General features: G+C 37.8%; 14 protein-coding genes. 4 read left to right on the top strand and 10 right to left on the bottom strand.

The window, feature by feature from the left end; genetic code table 11:
- Positions 1-311 precede the first annotated feature (311 nt).
- A complete protein-coding gene (locus tag BacF7301_RS12595) occupies positions 312-725 on the top strand; it encodes a secondary thiamine-phosphate synthase enzyme YjbQ (protein WP_167963285.1) in 414 nt (137 codons plus the stop codon).
- A 36-nt stretch (positions 726-761) separates the two neighbouring features.
- Here BacF7301_RS12595 and BacF7301_RS12590 read toward each other — a convergent pair whose 3' ends face one another.
- The 9 genes from BacF7301_RS12590 to BacF7301_RS12550 all read right to left on the bottom strand — a co-directional run bounded on the left by BacF7301_RS12590 (position 762) and on the right by BacF7301_RS12550 (position 16,197).
- Positions 762-1,568 (bottom strand): TrmH family RNA methyltransferase, encoded by an 807-nt coding sequence (locus BacF7301_RS12590; RefSeq protein ID WP_167963283.1) that lies wholly within the window; start codon positions 1,566-1,568, stop codon positions 762-764.
- Positions 1,569-1,622: 54 nt separating this feature from the next.
- Positions 1,623-2,657 carry an alcohol dehydrogenase gene (locus tag BacF7301_RS12585; protein WP_167963281.1) on the bottom strand — a complete coding sequence of 345 codons (1,035 nt, stop codon included), beginning with the start codon at positions 2,655-2,657 and terminating at the stop codon, positions 1,623-1,625.
- A 204-nt stretch (positions 2,658-2,861) separates the two neighbouring features.
- Positions 2,862-3,908 carry a 5-methylcytosine-specific restriction endonuclease system specificity protein McrC gene (mcrC, locus tag BacF7301_RS12580; protein ID WP_167963279.1) on the bottom strand — a complete coding sequence of 349 codons (1,047 nt, stop codon included), beginning with the start codon at positions 3,906-3,908 and terminating at the stop codon, positions 2,862-2,864.
- Positions 3,905-5,638 (bottom strand): DUF8426 domain-containing protein, encoded by a 1,734-nt coding sequence (locus tag BacF7301_RS12575; protein ID WP_167963277.1) that lies wholly within the window; start codon positions 5,636-5,638, stop codon positions 3,905-3,907. The genes mcrC and BacF7301_RS12575 overlap by 4 nt, the downstream gene beginning before the upstream one ends.
- A gap of 163 nt (positions 5,639-5,801) precedes the next feature.
- Positions 5,802-8,909, bottom strand: coding sequence for a type III restriction-modification system endonuclease (locus BacF7301_RS12570; RefSeq protein ID WP_245208227.1), 3,108 nt, complete (start codon positions 8,907-8,909; stop codon positions 5,802-5,804).
- Positions 8,906-10,339: an ATP-binding protein gene (locus BacF7301_RS12565; protein WP_245208226.1), complete on the bottom strand. Its 1,434-nt coding sequence runs from the start codon at positions 10,337-10,339 to the stop codon at positions 8,906-8,908. The genes BacF7301_RS12570 and BacF7301_RS12565 overlap by 4 nt, the downstream gene beginning before the upstream one ends.
- Before the next feature lie 31 nt (positions 10,340-10,370).
- Positions 10,371-12,254, bottom strand: coding sequence for a site-specific DNA-methyltransferase (locus tag BacF7301_RS12560; protein WP_209319442.1), 1,884 nt, complete (start codon positions 12,252-12,254; stop codon positions 10,371-10,373).
- A 13-nt stretch (positions 12,255-12,267) separates the two neighbouring features.
- Positions 12,268-12,924, bottom strand: coding sequence for a DUF4391 domain-containing protein (locus BacF7301_RS12555; protein WP_167963275.1), 657 nt, complete (start codon positions 12,922-12,924; stop codon positions 12,268-12,270).
- A gap of 9 nt (positions 12,925-12,933) precedes the next feature.
- Positions 12,934-16,197 carry a helicase-related protein gene (locus tag BacF7301_RS12550; RefSeq protein ID WP_167963273.1) on the bottom strand — a complete coding sequence of 1,088 codons (3,264 nt, stop codon included), beginning with the start codon at positions 16,195-16,197 and terminating at the stop codon, positions 12,934-12,936.
- 394 nt (positions 16,198-16,591) lie between these two features.
- On the opposite strand from BacF7301_RS12550, the gene BacF7301_RS12545 reads away from it, so the two are divergent.
- From BacF7301_RS12545 to BacF7301_RS12535, 3 genes are all read left to right on the top strand, one after another.
- Positions 16,592-18,340, top strand: a complete 1,749-nt coding sequence (locus BacF7301_RS12545) for an ATP-dependent nuclease (protein ID WP_167963271.1) — start codon at positions 16,592-16,594, stop codon at positions 18,338-18,340.
- Positions 18,341-18,448: 108 nt separating this feature from the next.
- The gene (locus BacF7301_RS12540) at positions 18,449-19,033 is read left to right on the top strand and encodes a hypothetical protein (RefSeq protein ID WP_167963269.1); all 585 of its coding nucleotides are present in this window, start codon (positions 18,449-18,451) and stop codon (positions 19,031-19,033) included.
- Between the two features lie 129 nt (positions 19,034-19,162).
- Positions 19,163-19,597 (top strand): DUF6078 family protein, encoded by a 435-nt coding sequence (locus BacF7301_RS12535; protein WP_167963267.1) that lies wholly within the window; start codon positions 19,163-19,165, stop codon positions 19,595-19,597.
- A gap of 100 nt (positions 19,598-19,697) precedes the next feature.
- On the opposite strand, the gene BacF7301_RS12530 is transcribed toward BacF7301_RS12535, so the two are convergent.
- Complete coding sequence (locus BacF7301_RS12530) at positions 19,698-21,788, bottom strand: BT4734/BF3469 family protein (RefSeq protein ID WP_167963265.1); 2,091 nt, start codon at positions 21,786-21,788, stop codon at positions 19,698-19,700.
- Between the last annotated feature and the right edge of the window lie 488 nt (positions 21,789-22,276).

Here is a 22,276-nt window from a genome sequence, read left to right as displayed (position 1 = left end):
TTGATTTGAGACTTCCGCAAATGGGCTGAAAAAATGCGGTACAACACGTATATCGAAAAGTTTGAAAACCAGCACATTGAATTTCCCGGTACTTTCAATGTAATTGTAAAAATGAGGCTTGTACCGTTTAAAAGAGCAAAACGCTAACAATTAATAGTGCGAATATGCTGCATCGGGAAATAGAATCGTATTAGGATTCATGGGATATGATAAACTTTACATTTCGTGAATAACAACGCAGTGTTAATTCTAGTAGGACTTGAGTTGCTCCAAAATTATGTGGAACAAAATAGAAACGAAACTATAATAATATGTGGAAACAAGTAGAATTTGAATTACAGTCACGCAGGCGCGGATTTCATCTTATAACCGGAGAAGTACTGCGTAATTTGCCATCATTACCCAAAGTAGGATTACTACATTTGTTTATCAAACATACTTCTGCCGGGTTAAGCATTAATGAAAATGCTGATCCTGATGTTCGGGTTGATATGGAAAGTATCTTCAACCACTTGATAAAAGAACGTGAGCCGTATTATCAGCACACTTTAGAGGGAGATGACGACATGCCGGCCCATGCAAAAAGCTCCATTATAGGAACAACCGTCACAGTACCCATTACAAATGGAAAGCTAAATCTCGGAACTTGGCAAGGCATCTATCTCTGTGAATTCCAGGATTATGGTGGTAATCGGAGAGTCGTGGCAACTATCAGTGGAGAATAATTATATAGTTATTTATAACTTTGGTGCACACTCATCTCAAGATTGTGGAGCACGAAGTTGCCAAAAGGCCACAGCAGCCGCAGCAGCTACATTGAGCGAATCAATACCGTGAGACATAGGGATGCGGACTACATAGTCAGCCTCGGCAATCGTTTCACGGGGAAGTCCGTCCCCCTCATTGCCCATCACGATAGCCAATTTAGGTTCAGTAGCCAGGATAGGATTATCAATAGAAATAGAATTGTCCGTGAGTGCCATAGCAGCCGTGCGAAAGCCCAAATTTTTCAGTTCAGAGAGAGAGGAATCCATCCAAGTCCATGGCACAAAGAAAACACTTCCCATAGATACTCTGACCGCACGACGGTTCAACGGTTCACAAGAATTACGTGTCAGTAATACGGCATCAATTCCCAGGGCGGCAGCCGAACGGAAAATCGCACCGATATTGGTTGCATCAACAACACTGTCGATTACAACAATACGCCGGGCTTCCCGACATACTTCTTCCATACTACGTAGCGTAGGACGACGCATAGCACAAAGCACACCACGTGTCAGAACATAGCCGGTTAGCTCGGCAAGCAATTCTCTGCTACCTGTATAGACAGGCAGATCACTACAACGTTCAATAATATCAGCGGCGTCGCCGGTAATATGTTTCTGTTCACACAAAATAGCCAAAGGTTCATAGCCGATATCCAAAGCCCTCTTGATAACCTTTGGACTTTCTACGATAAAAATACCCTTATCAGGTTCGATGCGATTACGCAACTGTATTTCAGTAAGAGTACTGAATACTTCAACTCCGGGATGAGATAAAGATGATATTTCGATAATAGGCATACAATTATTTATTACTTTCGATTAAACATACGAGCATTCCATTCACTGAACAGGTCATTTATAAATAGCTACCTTAATGACGCCATCCAGTCTGTTCTCAAAGACACGATAGGCTTCCTCTATTTCATGGAGTGGGAATCTGTGCGTAATAAGAGGAGTAGTATCTATCTTGCCTTCTGCAATCAGATTTAGAATCTCCGCACAGTCACAACCATCGACTCCGCCTGTTTTAAAAATCAAATTCTTGCCATACATATCAGGTAAAGGGAGAAGTTGTGGTTCATCGTAAAGGGCTACGATGGTGACAATAGCATTAGGACGGGCACACTCCCACGCCAAGCGGAAAGTATCTTCACTGCCAGCCACCTCTAATACAACATCAGCACCACCATGTTCACTGTTTTGAATCACAAAATCCTTGCAGTTTTCAGGTTCCACTACCAATACATCAGGATAATGTTCACGCACAAACCGGATTCTTTCAGGAGACTTTTCGCAGATTATGATACGCCGCGGTTTCTTCAACATCACACACAGTAAAGTACAGATTCCGGTAGGCCCGGCACCGATAATAAGAACAGTATCATCCTTGGTAATCTCCGAGATACGGGTTGCCCAAAAACCTGTCGCAAGCACATCACCCACAAACAAAGCCTGTTCATCACTGACTGTATCAGGGATACGGTTCAGTCCCTGGTCAGCATAAGGAACCCTGACATATTCTGCCTGCCCACCGTCAATGCGGCAACCCAAAGCCCAACCGCCATTTGGGTCGGTACAGTTGTTGACATAACCCCGTTTACAAAAGAAACACTCTCCACAGAAAGTTTCGACATTCACAGTTACCCTATCTCCGGGCTTGACTGAGGTGACATCAGCCCCTATCTCTTCTACGACACCCACCATCTCATGCCCGACTGTCGTTCCGGGTACAGCACGCGGCACACTTCCGTGTTTGATATGAAGGTCACTAGTACAAATACTGCCAAGAGTCACTCGCACGATTGCATCCCGTGAATCTATTATTTTCGGTTTCGGCTTCTCTCGTAATTTAAATTTTCCGTGTTCAACGTATGTGTATGTAAGCATAATATCCTCTTTGTTAATTAACAGCTCTATTCCCTTGCAAAGATAATGATTTCATCAGAAAACACAGACTTTATATCACGTTCGAACACATCAAAAGTCTGCACCGGGATACCATATATGATTATCGGATGATAGACGAAACTTCACAAGTTTCAGGGAAAAGAAATCAGAACAGATAAGTTCAGAAACGTATTACACCAATAGTTATAGAGTATGCTCTAGAAATCCATCCAATTGTTTCTTGATATTCTCAAAATCCTGATTCAAATCAAGTGTCCGGTAATATATGACATTCCCATCCCTAAATGTCGTCTGTCCATCAGGTGTTATATCTTCTTCTGTCTTGGCATACAGCAACATTCCATCCACGTTCCCAGTATGATTAACATCATAATTCATTACATAAGAATGAATTTGATATAGATTATTAGAATGAATAGTTCTCTTGTCAAATTGGCATTGCATTGATTTACTGTAATATTTGGTATCAATAATCAATGTTCTCTCTTTAAATGTCAGCGTTATATCCGTCCGCATTATAGGAAGAATACTGGAAGTAGACTGCTCTTTATCAATATTCCAGTCTATTTGCGTAGCCTTTGCTTTTAATTCCGGATAATGCTTTCGGTAATACTCCAAAACAAACTTCTCGTAAAGCCTGCACATATGTTCATCGGAGAAATCCCTCATTTTATACGTACCCTTTTCCGTAGTCATTAACATCCCGTCGAGAATGAAATAACAAACATATAGAAGCATCTGATAAGTCTTGCAATTTCTATCAAAGCGCATAATAGTCCAGTTTATCGTCAGAATATCAATAACTTCCACATTGCTAAAGAAAAGCATAAGACGCTTCAACGAAGCTTTCCTGTCCGATTTGACTTTCGGATGTTTCAGCAAAAATTGAACAGTCGTCTTTAATATCTGATTAAATTTGTTATTCTCTGATAATTCATCATACTCACAATCTATTTTCTGTTGTTTTCGCATCAAATTATTGATAGTACCATTTATATCAAGCTTACCCTTTAATGTGGATAATGAATCATGACAGGAAATATATTCTTTATGTAATCCCTGCTTAAGTTGATACGAAATGCCACGAACAAGAATTTCAGCAAATAAATCATGAATCTCGTCAAATTCTTCACCTGCTATCTCTTCATAGTTGTTCTGCTTAAGCTCTTGAAAAGCATAAGTCAACATATAGTAGATATTGCGAATGAATATACCTTTGTCTATTGTCATTTTATCAAGCTCAATAATTTGTCTGTTTCTTCTTTGAATTTCTTATCATTGTCAAACCAATATTCGCGTAACATAGGGGCAATATCATATTCAATCACATTTCCAAGCCACATATTATCAATAGATTCCTGATTACAGAAATAACTATGACCGATACAAAAGCCTTTTCCGAGTGAATCATCTTTAGCAATCTCAACATTCAGAGCTTTGATGGCATCAATCACCCTATTAAAGGCGTCACAATCAAGATTCTCCTGATACTTTTTGAAACCATCCGAATCAAATCCCGGCACCATATCAAAGAAACTGAACCGACGACGTAAAGCGTAATCAATCATAGCTAGGCTACGGTCTGCCGTATTCATCATACCTATGATATAAAGATTCTTCGGGACAGAAAAATACTCATCATTATATGCAAGACGGATTTGATGTTTTTCGCCCCGATAATCGTTTTCAATAAGCATCAGTAACTCACCAAAAATCTTACTCATATTTCCTCTATTAATTTCATCAATAATAAAGAAATACTTCTTATCCGGATCACTTTGGGCTTTCTGGCAGAAATTATAGAATACCCCTCGTCTAAGCTCAAAACCACCATCTTCTTTTGGCTTATACCCCATCACAAAATCCTCGTAGGAATAATTCTGATGAAATTGAATGAACTCTATTTTAGTTCTATCTTCTTCTCCTATAATAGAATAAGCTAAGCGTTTTGCCGAATACGTTTTACCAACACCCGGAGCGCCTTGTAATATGACATTTTTCTTTGCCAACAACAGGCTTCTCAATTTGTTATACTCTTCTGATTTTATAAATACATTATCCAAAAAATTTGTTTCGGAATATTGAGGATTATGCATAGGATTTCCGCCACGTATTAATTTCATCAAGATGTTATACTCGTCTTTTGTCAGTTTGAAAAACGAGCCGTTCTTATTCTTCAGGAATTCCATACCACTTAATTCCGGTATATCCTTTATAACTGAATAATCAACAGGATTCAATAAGCTTTCAGTCTTTTTGAAATATATTTTTTGTCCATCGGCAGATTTGGCTATTTCTGCAATAGCTACCACCTGTTTAACAGGAGTAGCTTCATAGCCAATAACGATGTCTCCTTCTTTTGCATCAATAAAATTTTGGAATACCCTTCGTTGGTTTCCACTATCATTATAAAGAGTATAGTCTTGTATTTCCCCAACCGGAGCTTTCGAAAAGCTCCATATTTTAGGACTAGCCACAAGCCACCAATATTGCTTTTGCGATTTATCCTCAAACAGCTTCTCCAAAGATTTCACATAATCCGGCTGCTTGGTTATATCGGTCAAAGTCTTTTGGACATTCTTACCTACTGTCTCCCATTCTCCGACATTCGTCCATTGCATTTTACGAACATTCTTAAAATCAGGAAAAGAATCATCAAAAGCATAGTCACTTTCCACAATACCACGCCCTATTATTTGATTCTGTCCCTTTTTGACTATAACAATATCACCCACTTGCATCTCATAAGCAAACTCCCATAATGCCAAACTATCATTTTTAAACGAAGATCCCGGTTTGCCATATATATCCTGCAATTTAGCTGCCATTTCTTTCTTAGAAGAGTATTCCAAAAGGTTACCCATATCATCCCAACCAATACACATTATGTTTTGAGATAAACACACATCCCACTTAGATGCATTTTCTCCCGGAGCGTATAACCAAATCTTATGTTCCATATTTGAACTATCTAATTCATTTACAATATTTAGTAACTCCTCATAAAAATCGAAAAGGTCTTTTTCGCCTTTATGTTCTATAAGGAACTTTGCTATTCAAAATAAATCTAGACATATCTATCTTCTGTCAATCATGCTTATGCAAATTAGGACTGAAACATGTCTATTTCACCAAACTCATTAACGTATCATAACTATCAATTTTACCATACTTAACCCCTGAATTGCTTAACTGCTCAAAAAGTTTCTCAGCACAAGCTATCTTATAACTCTCGATTTCCCGTAACTCCATGGAACTCATCGAACCTTTGGTTTCAGCAATGAAGTAGATATGCTTCACTTTATCTTTTTCAAAAGCAATAGCCCAGTCCGGTGAATAATTTCCTACAGGAGTCGGAATGTGGAATCCCTTTGGTAGTTTCGCATATACTGCCACTTCATCAGAAATATCAAGACTTTCTACAAATTTACGTTCATTACTCTTTTCCGCTATACCATCAGTGAATACATAGTCAAGAATACTCTTTTGAGCTTTGAAAGCCTTATCCATAGAAGTATGTTTTTCCTGTGTAAAGATACTGCTGTCATATTCACCATCCACTTGATTATATGAAATATGCTCCACAATCATAGTCGCTTTTTGTTCAAGAATAAGCCGAGTAACCTTAGTAATAAACTCTTCCGGGTTTGCCTTAAACATATCAAACTTAACCGGACGGATTTTTGTCAGTATTGTGGCTACGGTTTTACGGGTGAGTGTCGTTCCGGATGCTATTTTACCGATAAGATCATACTTCACATGGCTAACCACATCTGTAGTCAATCTGTCCGTCTGCGACGCCTTTTTTTGAAGCATCTCACCTGAAACGACATCATCTTTCTTTAGTTCATCCTTCTGAACACCTTTCGTTATCACATAAGTCAGTTGAGTGACTTCCAACTCTCTATTAATAGCTTCCACAGCTTTTTCAATCAACTCGTTACTGTCAAATTGAACTTTATAAGCGTATTTATGGTTGATACGCTTCCACAACTCCTGAAATTCCTTCTTTGAAAAATTATCGTTGAGTATATTAGGCGGTGTTTGTGGTTTGCTACCATTGCCAATCATATCATCAAGAACCTTACTATCGAAGATAGACTGAACACGTTTATAAACAGCATCTGTCAGTGGTTCCAGTTCATCAGGAAGTTGTTTCAAATTATTATTCTTCAAGTCCTCACGGAATGTATCTGTAACCTCACCACCTTTCGTAATATAACCGTTCATACGCAACTGGAATACAATTTCTTGTGCGTCTTCTTTGGAAACAGTATATTTCTTCCCTTCATTGGAAAAGAGAATCTTGCCAATAAAGAAATCAATATCAGCCTTGGTAGGACGATCGTAGAGGTCTGCCTTGATGTCCTTCTGCAAATCTGCCACAAAAGAAGCATATCCTTCAGAGGCTATAACGGTCAATTTGTTCACACTATGAACTTCATCAGGCAATATTTCCGCATCCATGCGGACACCATACTGGTCAACACAAAGTCGCAGACCACGACCAACTTCCTGTCTCTTCTGACTTACACTATTAGATTGGCGAAGTGAACAGATTTGAAATACATTCGGATTATCCCACCCTTCACGCAAGGCTGAATGAGAAAAGATAAAACGAACCGGTTCGTCAAAGCTAAGCAGGCGTTCCTTGTTCTTTAAAATCAAGTCGTAGGCCGAAATATCGTCCGATTGGTCTGAACCACGTTTTATATCACTATTGACACTTCTCCCTTTCTTATCAATGCTGAAATAACCCGCATGAGTTTCATGCGTAGAAATACTTCCTAGATAGGACATGTAATCAGCATCAAACATATTCTGATTGTTATTCAATTCCGCTCTATATTCTTGCTCGAATATTTCACCATAACGTCCAAGCATTTGCTGTCCGTCTTCATCATATTTCCTATAGTTGGCAACTTCATCCAGGAAAAAAAGCGAAAGCGTTTTGATTCCACGTTTGAACAGAGAAGCTTCCTTGCGAAAATGTGCCTTTATAGTTTCCCTGATTTGAATACGTGCTTTGTGATCAGCCGAAATATCCCCATACACATCTTTAATATACATCATTTTTCCGTTGGAGAATGAAACAGTACTATGACTACTATCCATTGTATCAATATGGATATCAGAAATAGTATAACCACGATATTGCTCCAATTCATTAGACACGTAAAACAAATCATCTCCAACACCGAGATTCTTTACCTCTCTCTTAATGTTATTGGCGTGTTTCACTTCTATTTCAAGACGAGCTTTAGGGGCTTCTGTCTTAGACAAAACAATATCTTCCAGATACATGTAACTATCCGTACCTTTAAGATGTTTCAATTCAAAACCTACTACCTCAATCTTCTTCACCAGTTTTTGATTGTAAGCATCCAATGCATCCAACACATAAACAGGATTGTGCGTTTCTTTATGAGTGGCTGAATAGTTCAACGTAAAAAGAGGGTTAAAGCGAGCTAAAGCGGTTTGTGTCGCTGCTCCGCCCATCTTTTGCGGTTCATCAAGAATGATGATCGGATGATTGGCAGATATAACATCAATTGGTCGACGACTGCCAAACTCATCACGTACGGAGTAAATGATGCGGGCAGCGGCATTTTTCGCCCCCTCTTTCAAAGAAGTATTAAAAGCCTGTGTATTAATAATCATTACAGAGATGTCACCACTTTGAGAAAACGTATCTATTTGATTCAGATTATTACTGTTATAAATAAAATAACGTGCTTTCTTCCCATAGTGCTCCATAAAGTGGTCGACCGTTATATCAAAGCTTTTCTTTACACCTTCACGAATGGCGACACTTGGTACAACCACAATAAACTTAGTCCATCCATACAGTTTGTTGAGTTCAAACATACTTTTGATATAGACGTATGTTTTACCTGTACCGGTTTCCATCTCAACATCAAGCTGACAATGCCCAAGCTTGTCTACCACATCATTTGATAAACGAATATTATTTTCAGTCTGAACCTGATGAATGTTTTTCAATAATTCATCTTTAGTCAAGACTATATCTCCGTTTTTATATCCGGTAGAGTCTTCTTCAAAATGTATATTCTTGACTTCTGTCAGCTTACCATTATCCTTTACATACGTTTTTCCTTTATCCACTACATACTCTGCCAAGCCCTTGTTAGGTTGTCCGTTAAATACCTTCACTACATTTTCGACAGCATCTGTTTGGTATTGTTGTATCTTGAATTTAAGTTTCATCATCTTCCTTTTATTAATTTGTCCACTCCCGATTTCACTTTCCAGTATCCTGCTTTGTCTGAACCTATTCGTTCTATAATGTTTAGCTCTTTTAATTGAGCTATAGCCCTTCTGATTGTTGCCAGACTTACGTTTAAACGTTCACATAATTCAGGCCGAGTTATAGTCGGGGTTTCTTTTAACAATGAGATTAAGTCCTTTTGCAGTAAAGTAAATGATTTTACAGGGTCATTTACAGGGTCATTTACAGGGTCATTTACAGGGTCATTCGTTTGACTTCTATAATTATTATTCAGCAGTTCAGTATAAAAGGAAGTAGCTTGCGAACGGAATCTAGGTTCTTTTGCTTCAGTAAAACCCGGAAGTTTTGCCGTTTCATTATATATCTTTCGTAATCCACTTCCTCTCTTTTCCATGAAATCCAATTGTGCAAACACATCGGCCAATATAGGATTACGACGTTTGGATGAAACATCATCCAAGTCCCGGTCTTGAATAAGTGTTCCATCAAACATTCCTCCCGGAGAATAAATTACCATTCGATCATCATAAATATCAATATGAACTTCACTTCCCAACTCTGAATAATCACGATGGATAAACGCATTAACCAATGCTTCAAACACTGCACGGCGTGAGTAATCAGGAGTGTTCAGGCGGCGGTTCGGCAATTTTATCCATCCTTTCAAATTGTGTAAATCCACAAATTGTTCTCCCGCATCAAGCAACGACAATAAGTTTCCCTGATATTCACGAGAGTCTTTGGCATCATCTTTATGAATACCTGTCCATCTGGTACAATAAAGACTTGAATGTCTATAAGGACATTGGTCTGAAAAAAGCACACCAGCATTCGTCAAGAAGCCTTTGTCAGTAATCAGAGAGAATGAACGTAACAACTTTTCTTGAAAGGGAGAACCGGTTTGTTTTTCATAAGCTTTTGCCAATACATCAAAACTCATTTCTTTCAAGGTGTATTCCGTAGATAATGAATCATACGTTACATTTCTACCTTTGAGTACTAAACCGCTTAGCTGATGGACGTTGGCTACAACACTTTCATCCCCCATCCTAACAAAAGCGATACGGCTTCCGCTATTCACGAAATAATAAGGCGTCATACTTCCCGATAGTACACGAAGTTCGAGAATATTTTTTCCGTCTTCTGTTTGGAATGTTTTCAGTTCAAAGTCTGGTATAGGATCTATTATAGTCTTTATTTTGTCACTAATAAACTCTGTATCTGATTTAATGTCACTCAAACCTACTACTTCACCATCATCATTTACACCAAAGAATAAGGAACCGCCAAGCCCATTAGCAAAAGCACTGACACTTTTCAACCAACTTTTGAATTGCTTGCGTTCCAAAAATTCTTTGAAATCACAAGTGGTATTCTCGCCAATCAGCCGTTTAATTATATTATCCATCATTTACTTCTGATTATTCCGGTTTCATTGTTTCTTATAGTACTTTTGTTACCGTATTTGGAGAATAAGTTTTAAATATTTGTTCAAAGTTGGTGGCAGTACTGTCGTCTGCCATTGAGCTATCACGGAATACAGCGTATTGGGGCTGCATTTTGGCAATAGCAGTAACAACACTATCATCTATTTCATTATCAAAACAAGCAACAAGATAATTGGTGGCTACATTATAAATAGTCTTACCTTTTATTTCTATTTGCTCAATCTTACTATCAAGTGTGGCTCCTAATTCAAGCATTACTTGAAATAAAAGGTCTTCACTTGTACGATTGGACTTCACATTCTCTGTTTGAGCAAAAAGATTTTGTTGATCGTACTCTGCCGGAGAATAATAAACACCTTCCATATTACTACTATCAAGTTTAAGAACACGGAAACCAATATCAAGAGTTTGTATATCTTCTTGTTTCGCACTTAATGCTTCTTTTATCATCTTTCCAGCACGACAAATACGTTCTTTGCCAATTTCACAAATATTCTTGTAACCTGCTTCGTATGCTTCACTCTTTTCATTAATTTGTTCTGGTAATTGTACCATGATAAACTTACGACTACCACCATCTTCTGCGTTTAGTTGCATTACGGCATGAGCTGTAGTAGCAGAACCAGAAAAGAAATCAAGTATGAGAGAATTCTTGTTACTATACAAAGCAATGATTCTCTTTACCAACTCAACAGGTTTAGGATAATCAAAATATTTCTTTCCATCAAATAAATTAGCTAACTTTTGAGTTGCATCTTGTGAATGACCGACTTCTTCATACCTCCAAAATGTCATGGGAGTTATTCCAGTCTTGCGTAGTTCAGATAAGAAACGTTTAATAGAAGGAACATTGCTTCCATCTGCTCCAAACCAAATTCTATTATCATTAACAAACTCTTCAAACTTAGTTTTTGAAAGTCTCCAACTATAACCTGAAGGTGGCATTACGACCCTTCCTGATGGTGTTTTAATTGGATAAATATTAGCAATTACAGCAGGGCCAACTGATAAGTCACTTGATTTCCATTTACCTCTATAATCATTATCCGGATTCGAATACCTCTCATTGGCAGCATCACTTCTAGGAATACCATTACAAATAGCCTTCTCCACATTTTTCCCATAACAAAGAATATAATCATGTGCCGGAGAAAAATGTTTCATAAGATTTATAGGAGAATATGCTCTTTCCCAAACAACTTGTGCTAAAAAATTGCTTTCTCCAAAAATTTCATCCATTACACTCTTTAAATTCCGTTGCTCATTATCATCAATAGAGATAAATATTACACCATCCTCTGTTAATAAATCTCTTGCCACCTTGATCCTGGGATAAATCATATTCAACCAATCCGTATGAAATCGTCCATTACTTTCTGAATTAGTAACCAACCGATTACCTTGTTCATCATACTGCCCACTATTAGCCAAATATTCAGAAGTCGATTCGGCAAAGTCATCTTCATACACAAAATCATTACCCGTGTTATAAGGTGGATCAATATAAATCATCTTCACCTTACCAAGATATGTCTCTTTCAAGCATTTCAACACATCAAGGTTATCACCTTCAATATAAAGATTCTGCGTATTATCAAAATCAACACTCTCTTCACGACAAGGGCGAAGCGTTGCATTGATTGGTGAATTAGCAAGAAGTATCGCCTTCTTCTTGTCCGGCCATGTAAACTGATAACGTTCTTCACGCCCTTCCACTATCTCCGAAGAAAGTTCCTGCCGCAACTTATCAAAATCTATCGCTAAAGTAACTTTGCCTTCAGCATCTTTCCGTTCTGTAATACAGTTAGGGAAGAGTGCAGCTATTTTATCTATATTGTCCTGAACGCCGTCAAGCGTTTGCATCCTAAGTTTATCCATATATTATCTAATTTTATTCTTTACTTATTTCCAATTCCAATGCTATGCGTTGTTGATGTAATACAAACTTTTTTTGAGGCTGTCTCTCCTTCGCCTCTTTCTGCTTTAGAATTTCTATTTCTTTAAGCAACATTTCACGTTGAGTTGATTTCTCTACATCCTCACGTAAATTTTCGCTTTGTATGATAATGCGCTCCCCTGCCACTTGGCGAACAAGTGCCTCATAGATAGTATCCATCGTCACCCCCTCTATGGAAAGACTGATTTCTGTATCTTTTATCCATTGAGAACGATACGTCTTAGCAATACGAAAAGTTTTATCCGTATTCGCACTGCTTTCCATCCATTCTTTGTAATTGAGATGCAAACAAGTCATATCTCCCCAACGCAAAATAAAGAGCGTATGTCGTGGTATCATACCATCAATAAAAGAAAAAATATCATCCGGACAATTTTCATCCTTAATAGGCACAAGAAATATTGTGATTTCATGTACTTCTTTTCCATCTGCCACATTAATAGTACTTGGGGCTAACTTAGCCAGCCACTCCACTCGAACCACATCATTTGTGAAGTGGTCTTTCATGCGAGTATTAGCTCCCAATTGATTTACAAACGTTTTCTTGGGGATAACTCTGTTTACGATGGTTGATTGCGGAAGATTATACATAACGTTTCACTATTTAATCACCAAAAAACAGATTAACTCAAAATCATCAAGCCCTGATATTTTATTTCGAAGCGCAGTAGTTTCACCTGCCGAGAAAAGGCTCATAATATCCGATTCTTCTTTCACTTCAATAATGCTATGAATAGCTTCCTGCAACAAGTCAGAATAGTGACACATCTCACGCCCGTCTTTCGTTTCTTTATTGAATACAGAACATAATTTTTTATCTGGTTCATGTTTTCCCCGACAGGCTGCACGCATATTGTCAAGCATCGTTTTAGGAGACAAGTGATCACAAAGCACTTCTCCCTCATGGCTTATATAAACCATATAGAATGGATGAAGCAAATTCTGATTATTGATATTTACTCCATTGTTCCGGTTCTTCAGCACATAGATAACTCCCGGCTGCACAAAATCTGAACTTCCAACAACAGCACTCATCCCAAAAGGAGTATGAGCAATATCCGGATTATCCTTCATGTAAGCCAAAAGGTCTAGTCTGAACTCATTAAGTCCTAAATCCATGATATTGATACCCGTATCCATATCTTCAATATCAACGACTTCTTCTTGTAGACGCTTCAACTGCTCCTTCCGGTATTGCAAATCCCCTTTTTCTTCATCAGAGAGAAGATTATCATCACCGGTGGCAGTCATAACAGTCACCTTCATGCGAGCCTCTACGCGCCCCTTCAACTTGATATAATCATCCAATTCTACATCAGGCCAGTAGTTTACCAGTTGAATCACCTCATTCTTGGAGCCAATACGGTCTATACGTCCAAATCGCTGAATAATACGAACGGGATTCCAGTGTATATCATAATTTATCAAATAATCGCAATCCTGCAGGTTCTGACCTTCCGATATACAATCTGTAGCAATAAGTACATCTATTTCAGTATTCGAACCGGGAAACAAGACATCACGTTCTTTTGAACGAGGCGAAAAGAGTGTAAGAATCGTATTAAAGTCAGGCTTTAATTTTTTGATAGTACACATTCCGTCCACCGAACCTGTTACCATAGCAACATTCAAACCATATTCATCATGAATACGGTCAGCCAGTTCCGAATATAAATATTCAGCCGTATCAGAAAAAGCTGTGAAGATCAAGACCTTTTTATTTTCATCATTGATAGGATGACTGAATTTAGATTCCAAGTCTTCAATAAGTTGTTGCAACTTACTGTCGTGACGAGGAGTAATATCTTGAAGCATTACTAAAAGAAGGTTAAGATTCTCATTATCCCATTCCAGATACTGCCGCCAAGATATAAAATCCATATCAGCTAAATCAATTTTCGTCTTTTTTCCACCAACAAAAGCAGAGCCATAATATTCTTCATCTTCAGCTGCCATTGACGGATAATAATTGTCCACTTCCAAAGAGGTATGTCCATATCTGTCACGCGAGAAGTTATCTATCTTGTTTATCGTATTTTGAATAAGTTCCTGTATACGTTGAATAGTCAAGCGAAATGAATTAACTGAACTTTCCAAACGTTTTAGCATATTGATTGCCATCAATTGCCGAATACCTTTTTCACGCCCATACATGGATAGTCCACTTTCATTACCAGACTCGTCCAAGTCTACATACTTATTTATTCTGCTCGCCAATATAAAATCAGAAGGAGTATATATAGCAAGATTCAATGTTTGCAACTGGGTATAAATTTCATTATAATTGATAGCCGCACTCAAATCCGTTAAGCATGGACGACGAGATATTGGTTTCAGACGGGTAGGAAATTTACCAATATCTGTAGTATCATAATATCGCTCAATATGTTTTCGACTACGGGCAATTGTCACCGAATCTAACACCTCAAAAAAATCAAAGCTTAACATTCCCAACAACTTAGCCGTAGTACGTTCCGTCGGTTCAAACTTCACCCATCTATTATATGCAGTTTGTGCCTGACGGAATATATCATCAATGCTACTTTTAGTATCCAATAAAGAATCAATCTTTTCAACTTCCCCCTCATAAGCCAACTGCAATTGATTCTTTAAATCCTTGAAGCCATTGTTAACAGGAGTAGCAGAAAGCATTAGTACTTTTGTTTTCACTCCGGCACGAATCACCTGATTCAACAAACGTAAATAACGGTTTTCTCTAGGATTCTCATCTTCCTCGTCAGTCGTAATTTTGCCACCATTACGAAAATTGTGACTTTCGTCTATAACGATAAGGTCATAGTTTCCCCAATTGATATGAGAAAGGTCTAATCCATTAGACGTCCCGTATTCACGAGATAAGTCCGAATGAAATAAGATATCATAACGCAATCTGTCTGCTGCGATAGGATTATTCTTATAATTACTGCGAAACGTAATCCAGTTATCATTCAGTTTTTTAGGGCATAGAACCAAAACGGACTTATTTCGGTTTTCATAATACTTAATCACAGAAAGTGCCGTGAAAGTCTTACCTAAACCAACGCTATCTGCCAAAATACAGCCATTGTATTTCTCTAATTTATTGATGATAGCAAGAGCTGCATCTTTCTGAAAATTATATAGTTTATTCCAAATCACACTATTTTTGAACCCTGTAGCTTCATTGGGCAATACATCTTCGGATATATCATCAAGAAACTCGCTGAAGATATTATAGAGTGTGATAAAGTAGATGTAATCTGGTGAGTTTTCCTTATAAACCGTTTCAATATATTCCAAAATCCGGTCTGTTACATCTACAAACTTTTCGCTATTACTCCATTGTGCATTGAATATCTTCAGGTATTCTTCTGCAAAAGGCGACGGCGAGCTGTGTACCATAGAATAGACACTGTTCCCTCTATCCAAACCAAGTTCTGTTGTAGTGAACTCATTAAAAGGTGCATAAGAACGTGATTCAACATCAGACACTTGCAAGAAACCACCCATTACTTCCGATGAAGAATTAGATTTAAAACGGACTTTCTTACGTATCCAGTCTGCACATTCTCTGGCTATGGCTTTTTGGGATAATTGATTACGAAGTTTTATTTCAAAATCAGAACCATAAAGATTCCGCTCGCGATTTAGCTTAGGAATATAGAATTCGCGCTTCTCCTTTTCTGCTTTATCTTTAACAAAAGTAGGTGATGTGAAAATAAAACGCAGCTCTTCTACATTCTCCAATTCTTTTTTTAATGCCTCAAAAGCATAAATAGAAAATGAAGCAGCAGCTATGGACACTTTCGACTTAGCAGACAATCTGACTCTCAGATCGTCTATCACACGTTCATTTATATTATTTATCAGTTTGGGTAATTCCATGCTACTTATATATAAAAAGAAAAAGTCAAGATATAAAATACCTACATGATGATTGCAAAGATAGGAAATTGTTATTTCAAATTGCTGTACATACCAATATTTTTTCAAAAGTTTCAAATCCGCAATATCGAATTCTCTCTTTTTAGATTATCGAGCTCTATACGAAAAATATCCTTTACAAGATAAATATCCTCAAAAGGAATGATATTGCTAAATTTTATTGCTACTTTTGTACAATTGAAAGAGTATTTATGTTTTTTGTTTCGTAATGCTAATACTGATAAATTCCTGGAGTTTGCAAACTACTATTTATCAATCATTTATTTTACAACAAAAGGGTTAATCTCTTAAATCGAGACATTGTCACAAATTATAAACCACAAATAATCAAAACATGAAGCTAGTAAAATTTAAGGTTCAAAATTTCAGAGGTTTAAAAGGAGAGCATAATGAAATTCAGTTCAAAAAGTCGGATATTATATTTCTTATAGGACAAAACAATACCGGTAAATCCACATTTTTAAGAGCCTATGAATTCTTCACTAATTCCAAGCAGAAAGCTACTTTAGATGATTTCTATAATCAGGATATCACTAATATAATAAAAATGGAAGGATGGTTCGAATTAGAGAAAGATGATGATAAAGATAAATCCTACTATTCCAAATCAGACCCTGACTGGGCTACTAAGTGGGTGAATAGTGATGGATATATTAAAATAAAGAAAGAATGGAACAATATTAATCAAGATTTCAAGAAATATACATTTTCTCCTAATGAAGGACACTGGGTTCTTAACGGATTCGGGGGATTTGATAGTTTATTCGGCAAAGCAGCCCCTACTCCAATCTCAATAAATGCCATGGAAGATGAAGCTTCTTTAGGGGAGAAAGTGAACAAGTTGATTCAAGATCAATATTTAAAATCTTTGAAAGATAACCATCAGGAACAATATGAAAAAGTTCTTCAAGAAATACGTAATCTACAGAACTGTGTTATTGGTTGTGCCACTATCCAACAACAAGATGAATTACTCAACCAATCTTTCCAACATGTATTTGATGGATTAAAACTTAGCATAGAAGCCAATACCTCTGAAAATATTAAAGTAGAAGATTTATTAAAAAAGAATCATACAATCACCATACAAAAAGATGGAATAGACAGAAAAGACTCTTTTCAAAGAAGCGGTCATGGTATCATACGGCAGGCGCTCTTCAATTTCATTACCTTTTTATTAAATATGCAAGAAGAATCGCATCGCAAGGAGTACATTATCTTATACGAAGAACCTGAACTTTTTCTACATCCAAAAATCACTTTTAAGTTGCGCGAAGAATTATATAATCTAGCAGCTCCCAGCAAACCATATCAAATATTGTGCGCTACACATTCACCTATGATGATTGACATATCGAAAGATCATTCTTCGCTTATTAGAGTTGTAAAAAATCAGGATGAAGAGACTATCACATACCAAGTGCAAACCGGAGTTTATACAGAAATGTATTCGAAAGAAAGAGTACAAATGATAAACAGATTTAATCCTCATATATGCGAAGTCTTTTATGCAGACAAGGTTTTATTGGTAGAAGGAGATACTGAAACTATTGTATATAGAGAACTGTTAAACAAGTTCTTTCCAGAGAAAGAGATCTTTGTCTTAAACACAGGTTCCAAAATGAACATCCCATTTTTTCAAGACATTTTAACTGCATTTCATATCAAACATTATCCAATCCATGATGTAGATTCTAAGCTAATCAATACGGTTAATGGACAAAAAACAAGTGCAGCATGGAGTCTTAATGAAAAGATATGGAAGAAAGTGGAAGCTGCCAATACTATTGAAAACGGATTATCAAACAGGTATGTCCACAACGCCAATTTTGAGAACGCACATAAATACAATTTATCGAATGGGAAGGATAAACCTCTGAATGCATTCCTCTTTGTTGAAACAATCAAGGATATCAACCAAGATGTTCCTTGTCTAAATTGGTTAAAAGATATACTAGGCGAATGTAAAATTCGGCATGATCAAGAACATGTAGAATCTATCGCAAAAACGATAGAAACAATCGAGAATGATAAAAAAACATATAAAACAATCTCAATAGACGATTCAAATCATAGTATTTAAACAAGATAGTTCAGATAACAGATTAAAGTAGTTATGAGCTTTTTCTTCTAATACTCATTCAAAGAAAAGAAATCATTCTACTTTTATGAATCATTAAACACATTCGTTATGAAAGACAAGTTTCCATATTTTCCTCATTCCTCCACTACTACAGAAAAGAAGTGGAACAAAGAGCTTTTTGACAATAAACTTATACATGAAGTCCTTCACCCTATTGCTATTGAGATAGAGTATCATTACCCCTATTACGGTTTGTTAGATAGAAAAGGAAAAAGAATCGCATTTTTTAATCGACATCGTGAACCTATACCTAAAAGTCACAGAGGTAGCGAACTGCGATATTGGTACAAAATAGATATCAATAATATCGAACATTACACCTATAAGATTGAATATGGAGAATTTCAAAATATTAAATATGAAGTAATTCAATTTTACGATCAATCCAATGCAGTCGACGATGAAAAATACTTCACTGAATATATTAAAAGACTCAATCATATAGATGAAATACTACTAGAAGTATCCCCTATGCAACAACGTTTTGCTTTAACAATAAAAAAAGCCTATGAACTAAAAAAAGAAAATGACTTTTTAAATATTGAAAATGAACGACTAATAAGAATAAACAAAGAATTACGTGAAGATATAAGAAGGAGAATTAGAAATGCCAATAACACATCAAGAACATAAAAAAATCCCATTGTATACAAATAAAGCAATTTCAACGCTTCCTATTCCCAAAATAAAGTCCTACTTTTGTGAAGAATTCTGTTTGCTATATTTACAACAATATCTCACAAATAAAATAAACCCTACAAGATGAAAGAAGAATCTGACAACTCGTCTGTCCCCTACAATTTCTCCCGTTGTTTCAATGACCAATGCCCACAAGCCTCGAAATGCTTGCGCTACGTAGCTGCACAAAATGAAACAGCCGATTACCTTTATATCTCCGTTGTTAATCCGGTACGTTATCCTGCGGATGGAAATCAATGCGAATGTTTTAAAACTACTGTAAAAGTCCATGTGGCGTGGGGACTTAAACAGTTGCTTAACAGAATTCCCTATGAGGATGCAGTCAGTATCAGAATGCAATTGGTAGGGCACTATGGGAAAACAGGATATTACAGGTTTTATCGCGGAGAACGGGGGCTTATGCCTAAAGACCAAGCCTATATCAGACAACTATTCCGCAATAAAGGGATAAAAGAAGAACCAACTTACCAACGCTACACAGAAGAATATATTTGGTGAGTTGCTGTCATCTGTCACAGTTTAGGGGTTAATAGTTTAGTAATGAACCGATAAGACTGTGACAGCAAGAGGTGACAGCAGGGTGATGGCATTTCTGCCGTCACCTGGTTATTAGTCTTACAACATGATAGAGTGTACCGCTACGCGTATGTTTGGAAGGGATTTCTTGCTTTTTCAATATTCTCCCGAAGGAATTAACCCTTTTGACAGACATCGGGATTGAACTGCCTTTTTGAATATCTTCCATAATCTCGGCAGGAGACAGCCACTCCCCTTCTTCAGACTGTGCAGCACGGAAATAACGGAAGAAAAGTTGTTCTTCCGGCGGGACTTGTTCAAATTCACGGTTGTTTTCCACCATAATCTTTTCTTCCTCCTGATCGAACCAGTAACGTTCACCATGCTCCAGTTCGTACATGGCTTGTGCGTAAAGCTGCTCATAGTCTATCGGACGATTGGTGTCAATCACTCCAGTCACTTCGATACAAATAAAACGACGGCTGCCGGAAGGGTCGGTCAACAGGTCTTTCTGATTGCTTGTGGCTATGAATGAAGCATAACGGCGCATTTCGAGAACGGCACTGCCATGAGGTTTCTTCACATTCAGTACAGGCTTTTGCAGAATATGTTTCAGGAAACCTTGTTGTGTCGAACTCACCTGATCAAATTCATCAATGTTGATGAGAGCAAAACGATTGAGGTAAAGTTCGGCATCTTTCTTTCGGGAAAAATCAATGCTATCGGTATAGTAAGAACGTTCGGAAGGGGGCATTATACTCCGGCAAAAGGTGGATTTACGTGTCCCTTGCGGTCCGACAAGTAAGGGCGAAACACTGTTCGCATACTTTTTATTGCTTCCTCTCCAATGAGAAACCATATTGAGGAACCAACGGTGGAACAAATCCATCCAATACGGATTCTTACAAGGAACGGTGGCTGCCAATGCACGGATACGGTCTTTACCGTCCCATACCGGAAGTCGGTAGAGAAAATCTTCCAACGGGTTGAATACAGGCACGCGGTTGGAATAGATATAACGGCTGATATCTCTGTCCCACAACGGAATACCTTCCATCTGCGCATCCAGGGCAATGCTGTTCAATGCACGTTTGTCGAGAGGATTGAAGCGGAAACGGAAAGAAAGCCTTTCACGATATTCCACCTCGCCGATTTGAGTGTTATGGCGGAATTCATAGCGGCGTTTCATGAATTCTTCGGTCTGCAAGGCTAGTTGCTGTTCTTTGCTCAGGCTGATATTCTTGCCGAAACCTTTGCACTCGGTATATATATTGCCAATCATTTGACGGATAAGCGCTTCCTGTTTATACATATAGAAGTGGAAAACGGTACGTTTCACGACTTCTTCTTGCAGAAGTCCCGAAGCAAAACAGTTTTTAGCCAGTTGGACGACTAAAGGATGCCATGTGTCCTCGCGCAATTCAAGTCCCGCTTCCCTGAGATCGGCATATGCTTTCCGCAAAGCAGCTTCGAAAAGCATCAGGAAGGCATTTTCCGCATCATATCCCGGTATGGCACGGGTCAATGGTGATTTCTCTGCTTGAACCGCTTCCCGGAAAGTGGTTTCTTCGGGCATTGATGACGGTTGGGAGAGATAAAACTGGACTGAATCCGGACGATAGACGATATCCGGGTCGTGGGATAAGCGCGAATATTGTTCCAGAGTCGGTTCTTTGGGAAGTATATCGAACGGGATTTGGGGCTGATAACATTTCACAGCCAGTCGATAGGCGTGGGCGTGGAATAGTTCCGCTTCTTCCCGTGTTTTGGGAAGGGAGTTGTCCGGTCGGGTGAAGGTAGTCCATATTTTCACCGTTTTGCCACTTGAACCCATGAAAGCACAACGGGTTTGGGGTTGCTCGCAGGCTTTTTGTTTCACTAATGCTATTTCCGACTTATTGGACAAGGGTCCGATAGTCAGTTCTACAATGCCGTTGTAGCTTTTCATCTGTTTCTGACCGTTTACTTTTCGGAATTCGGCGGCGGGAATTATTTGGGGAAGTTTATCGGCAAACATGCATCGCTCGTCGGAAAGGGTATATCGCAGATGCTCTCTGAATGTAGAAACAGGACGGGATTTTATTTCTGTCTTTATCTTATTTACAAGTATATCAAGATCCATTACGCTGAGCGCTGTCGTATCTTCATTCTTACGAAATTGAGTAATTTTCATTAATTTGATAATAAATTGTTTTGTCAGCGTCTTCGTGATCGTTGAGACTGCTAAAGTAGTCATAATATCCGAAACCGGCAAGGAAAACAAGTTTTTAATATAGAAAATTATTGATATATCAAGTGGGTCTTTAACTGAAAGAAATGGGATTGTCACCACTCTATTACGGAGAAATTTGTTTTTCTCTGCTTGAAACTAAAGTTTCAGCTAGGAGAAACTATAGTTTCATCGGCAAGAAACCAATGGTTTCAAGCAATTGGAACTAGAGTTTCAAGCGTATGAAACTAAAGTTTCAAACCGCAGAAACTAAAGTTTCGCACCTTGAAACTGTTGGTTTCAAGGCAGGACACAACTCATAAGTACGGGGATAATAAATTGAACGACTTATCCATTTATGGCTGATACTATTCATTTTCGAACAGCGTCTTTATTTTGTCTTTGTTTTCTATGTGACAGCATTATTGCTATCACACTGCTGTCACCTTGTG

Source organism: Bacteroides faecium (genome assembly GCF_012113595.1).
Taxonomy (GTDB): domain Bacteria; phylum Bacteroidota; class Bacteroidia; order Bacteroidales; family Bacteroidaceae; genus Bacteroides; species Bacteroides faecium.
Note: the sequence above shows the minus strand (reverse complement) of the source record. Positions and strands in the feature narration are given on the sequence as shown.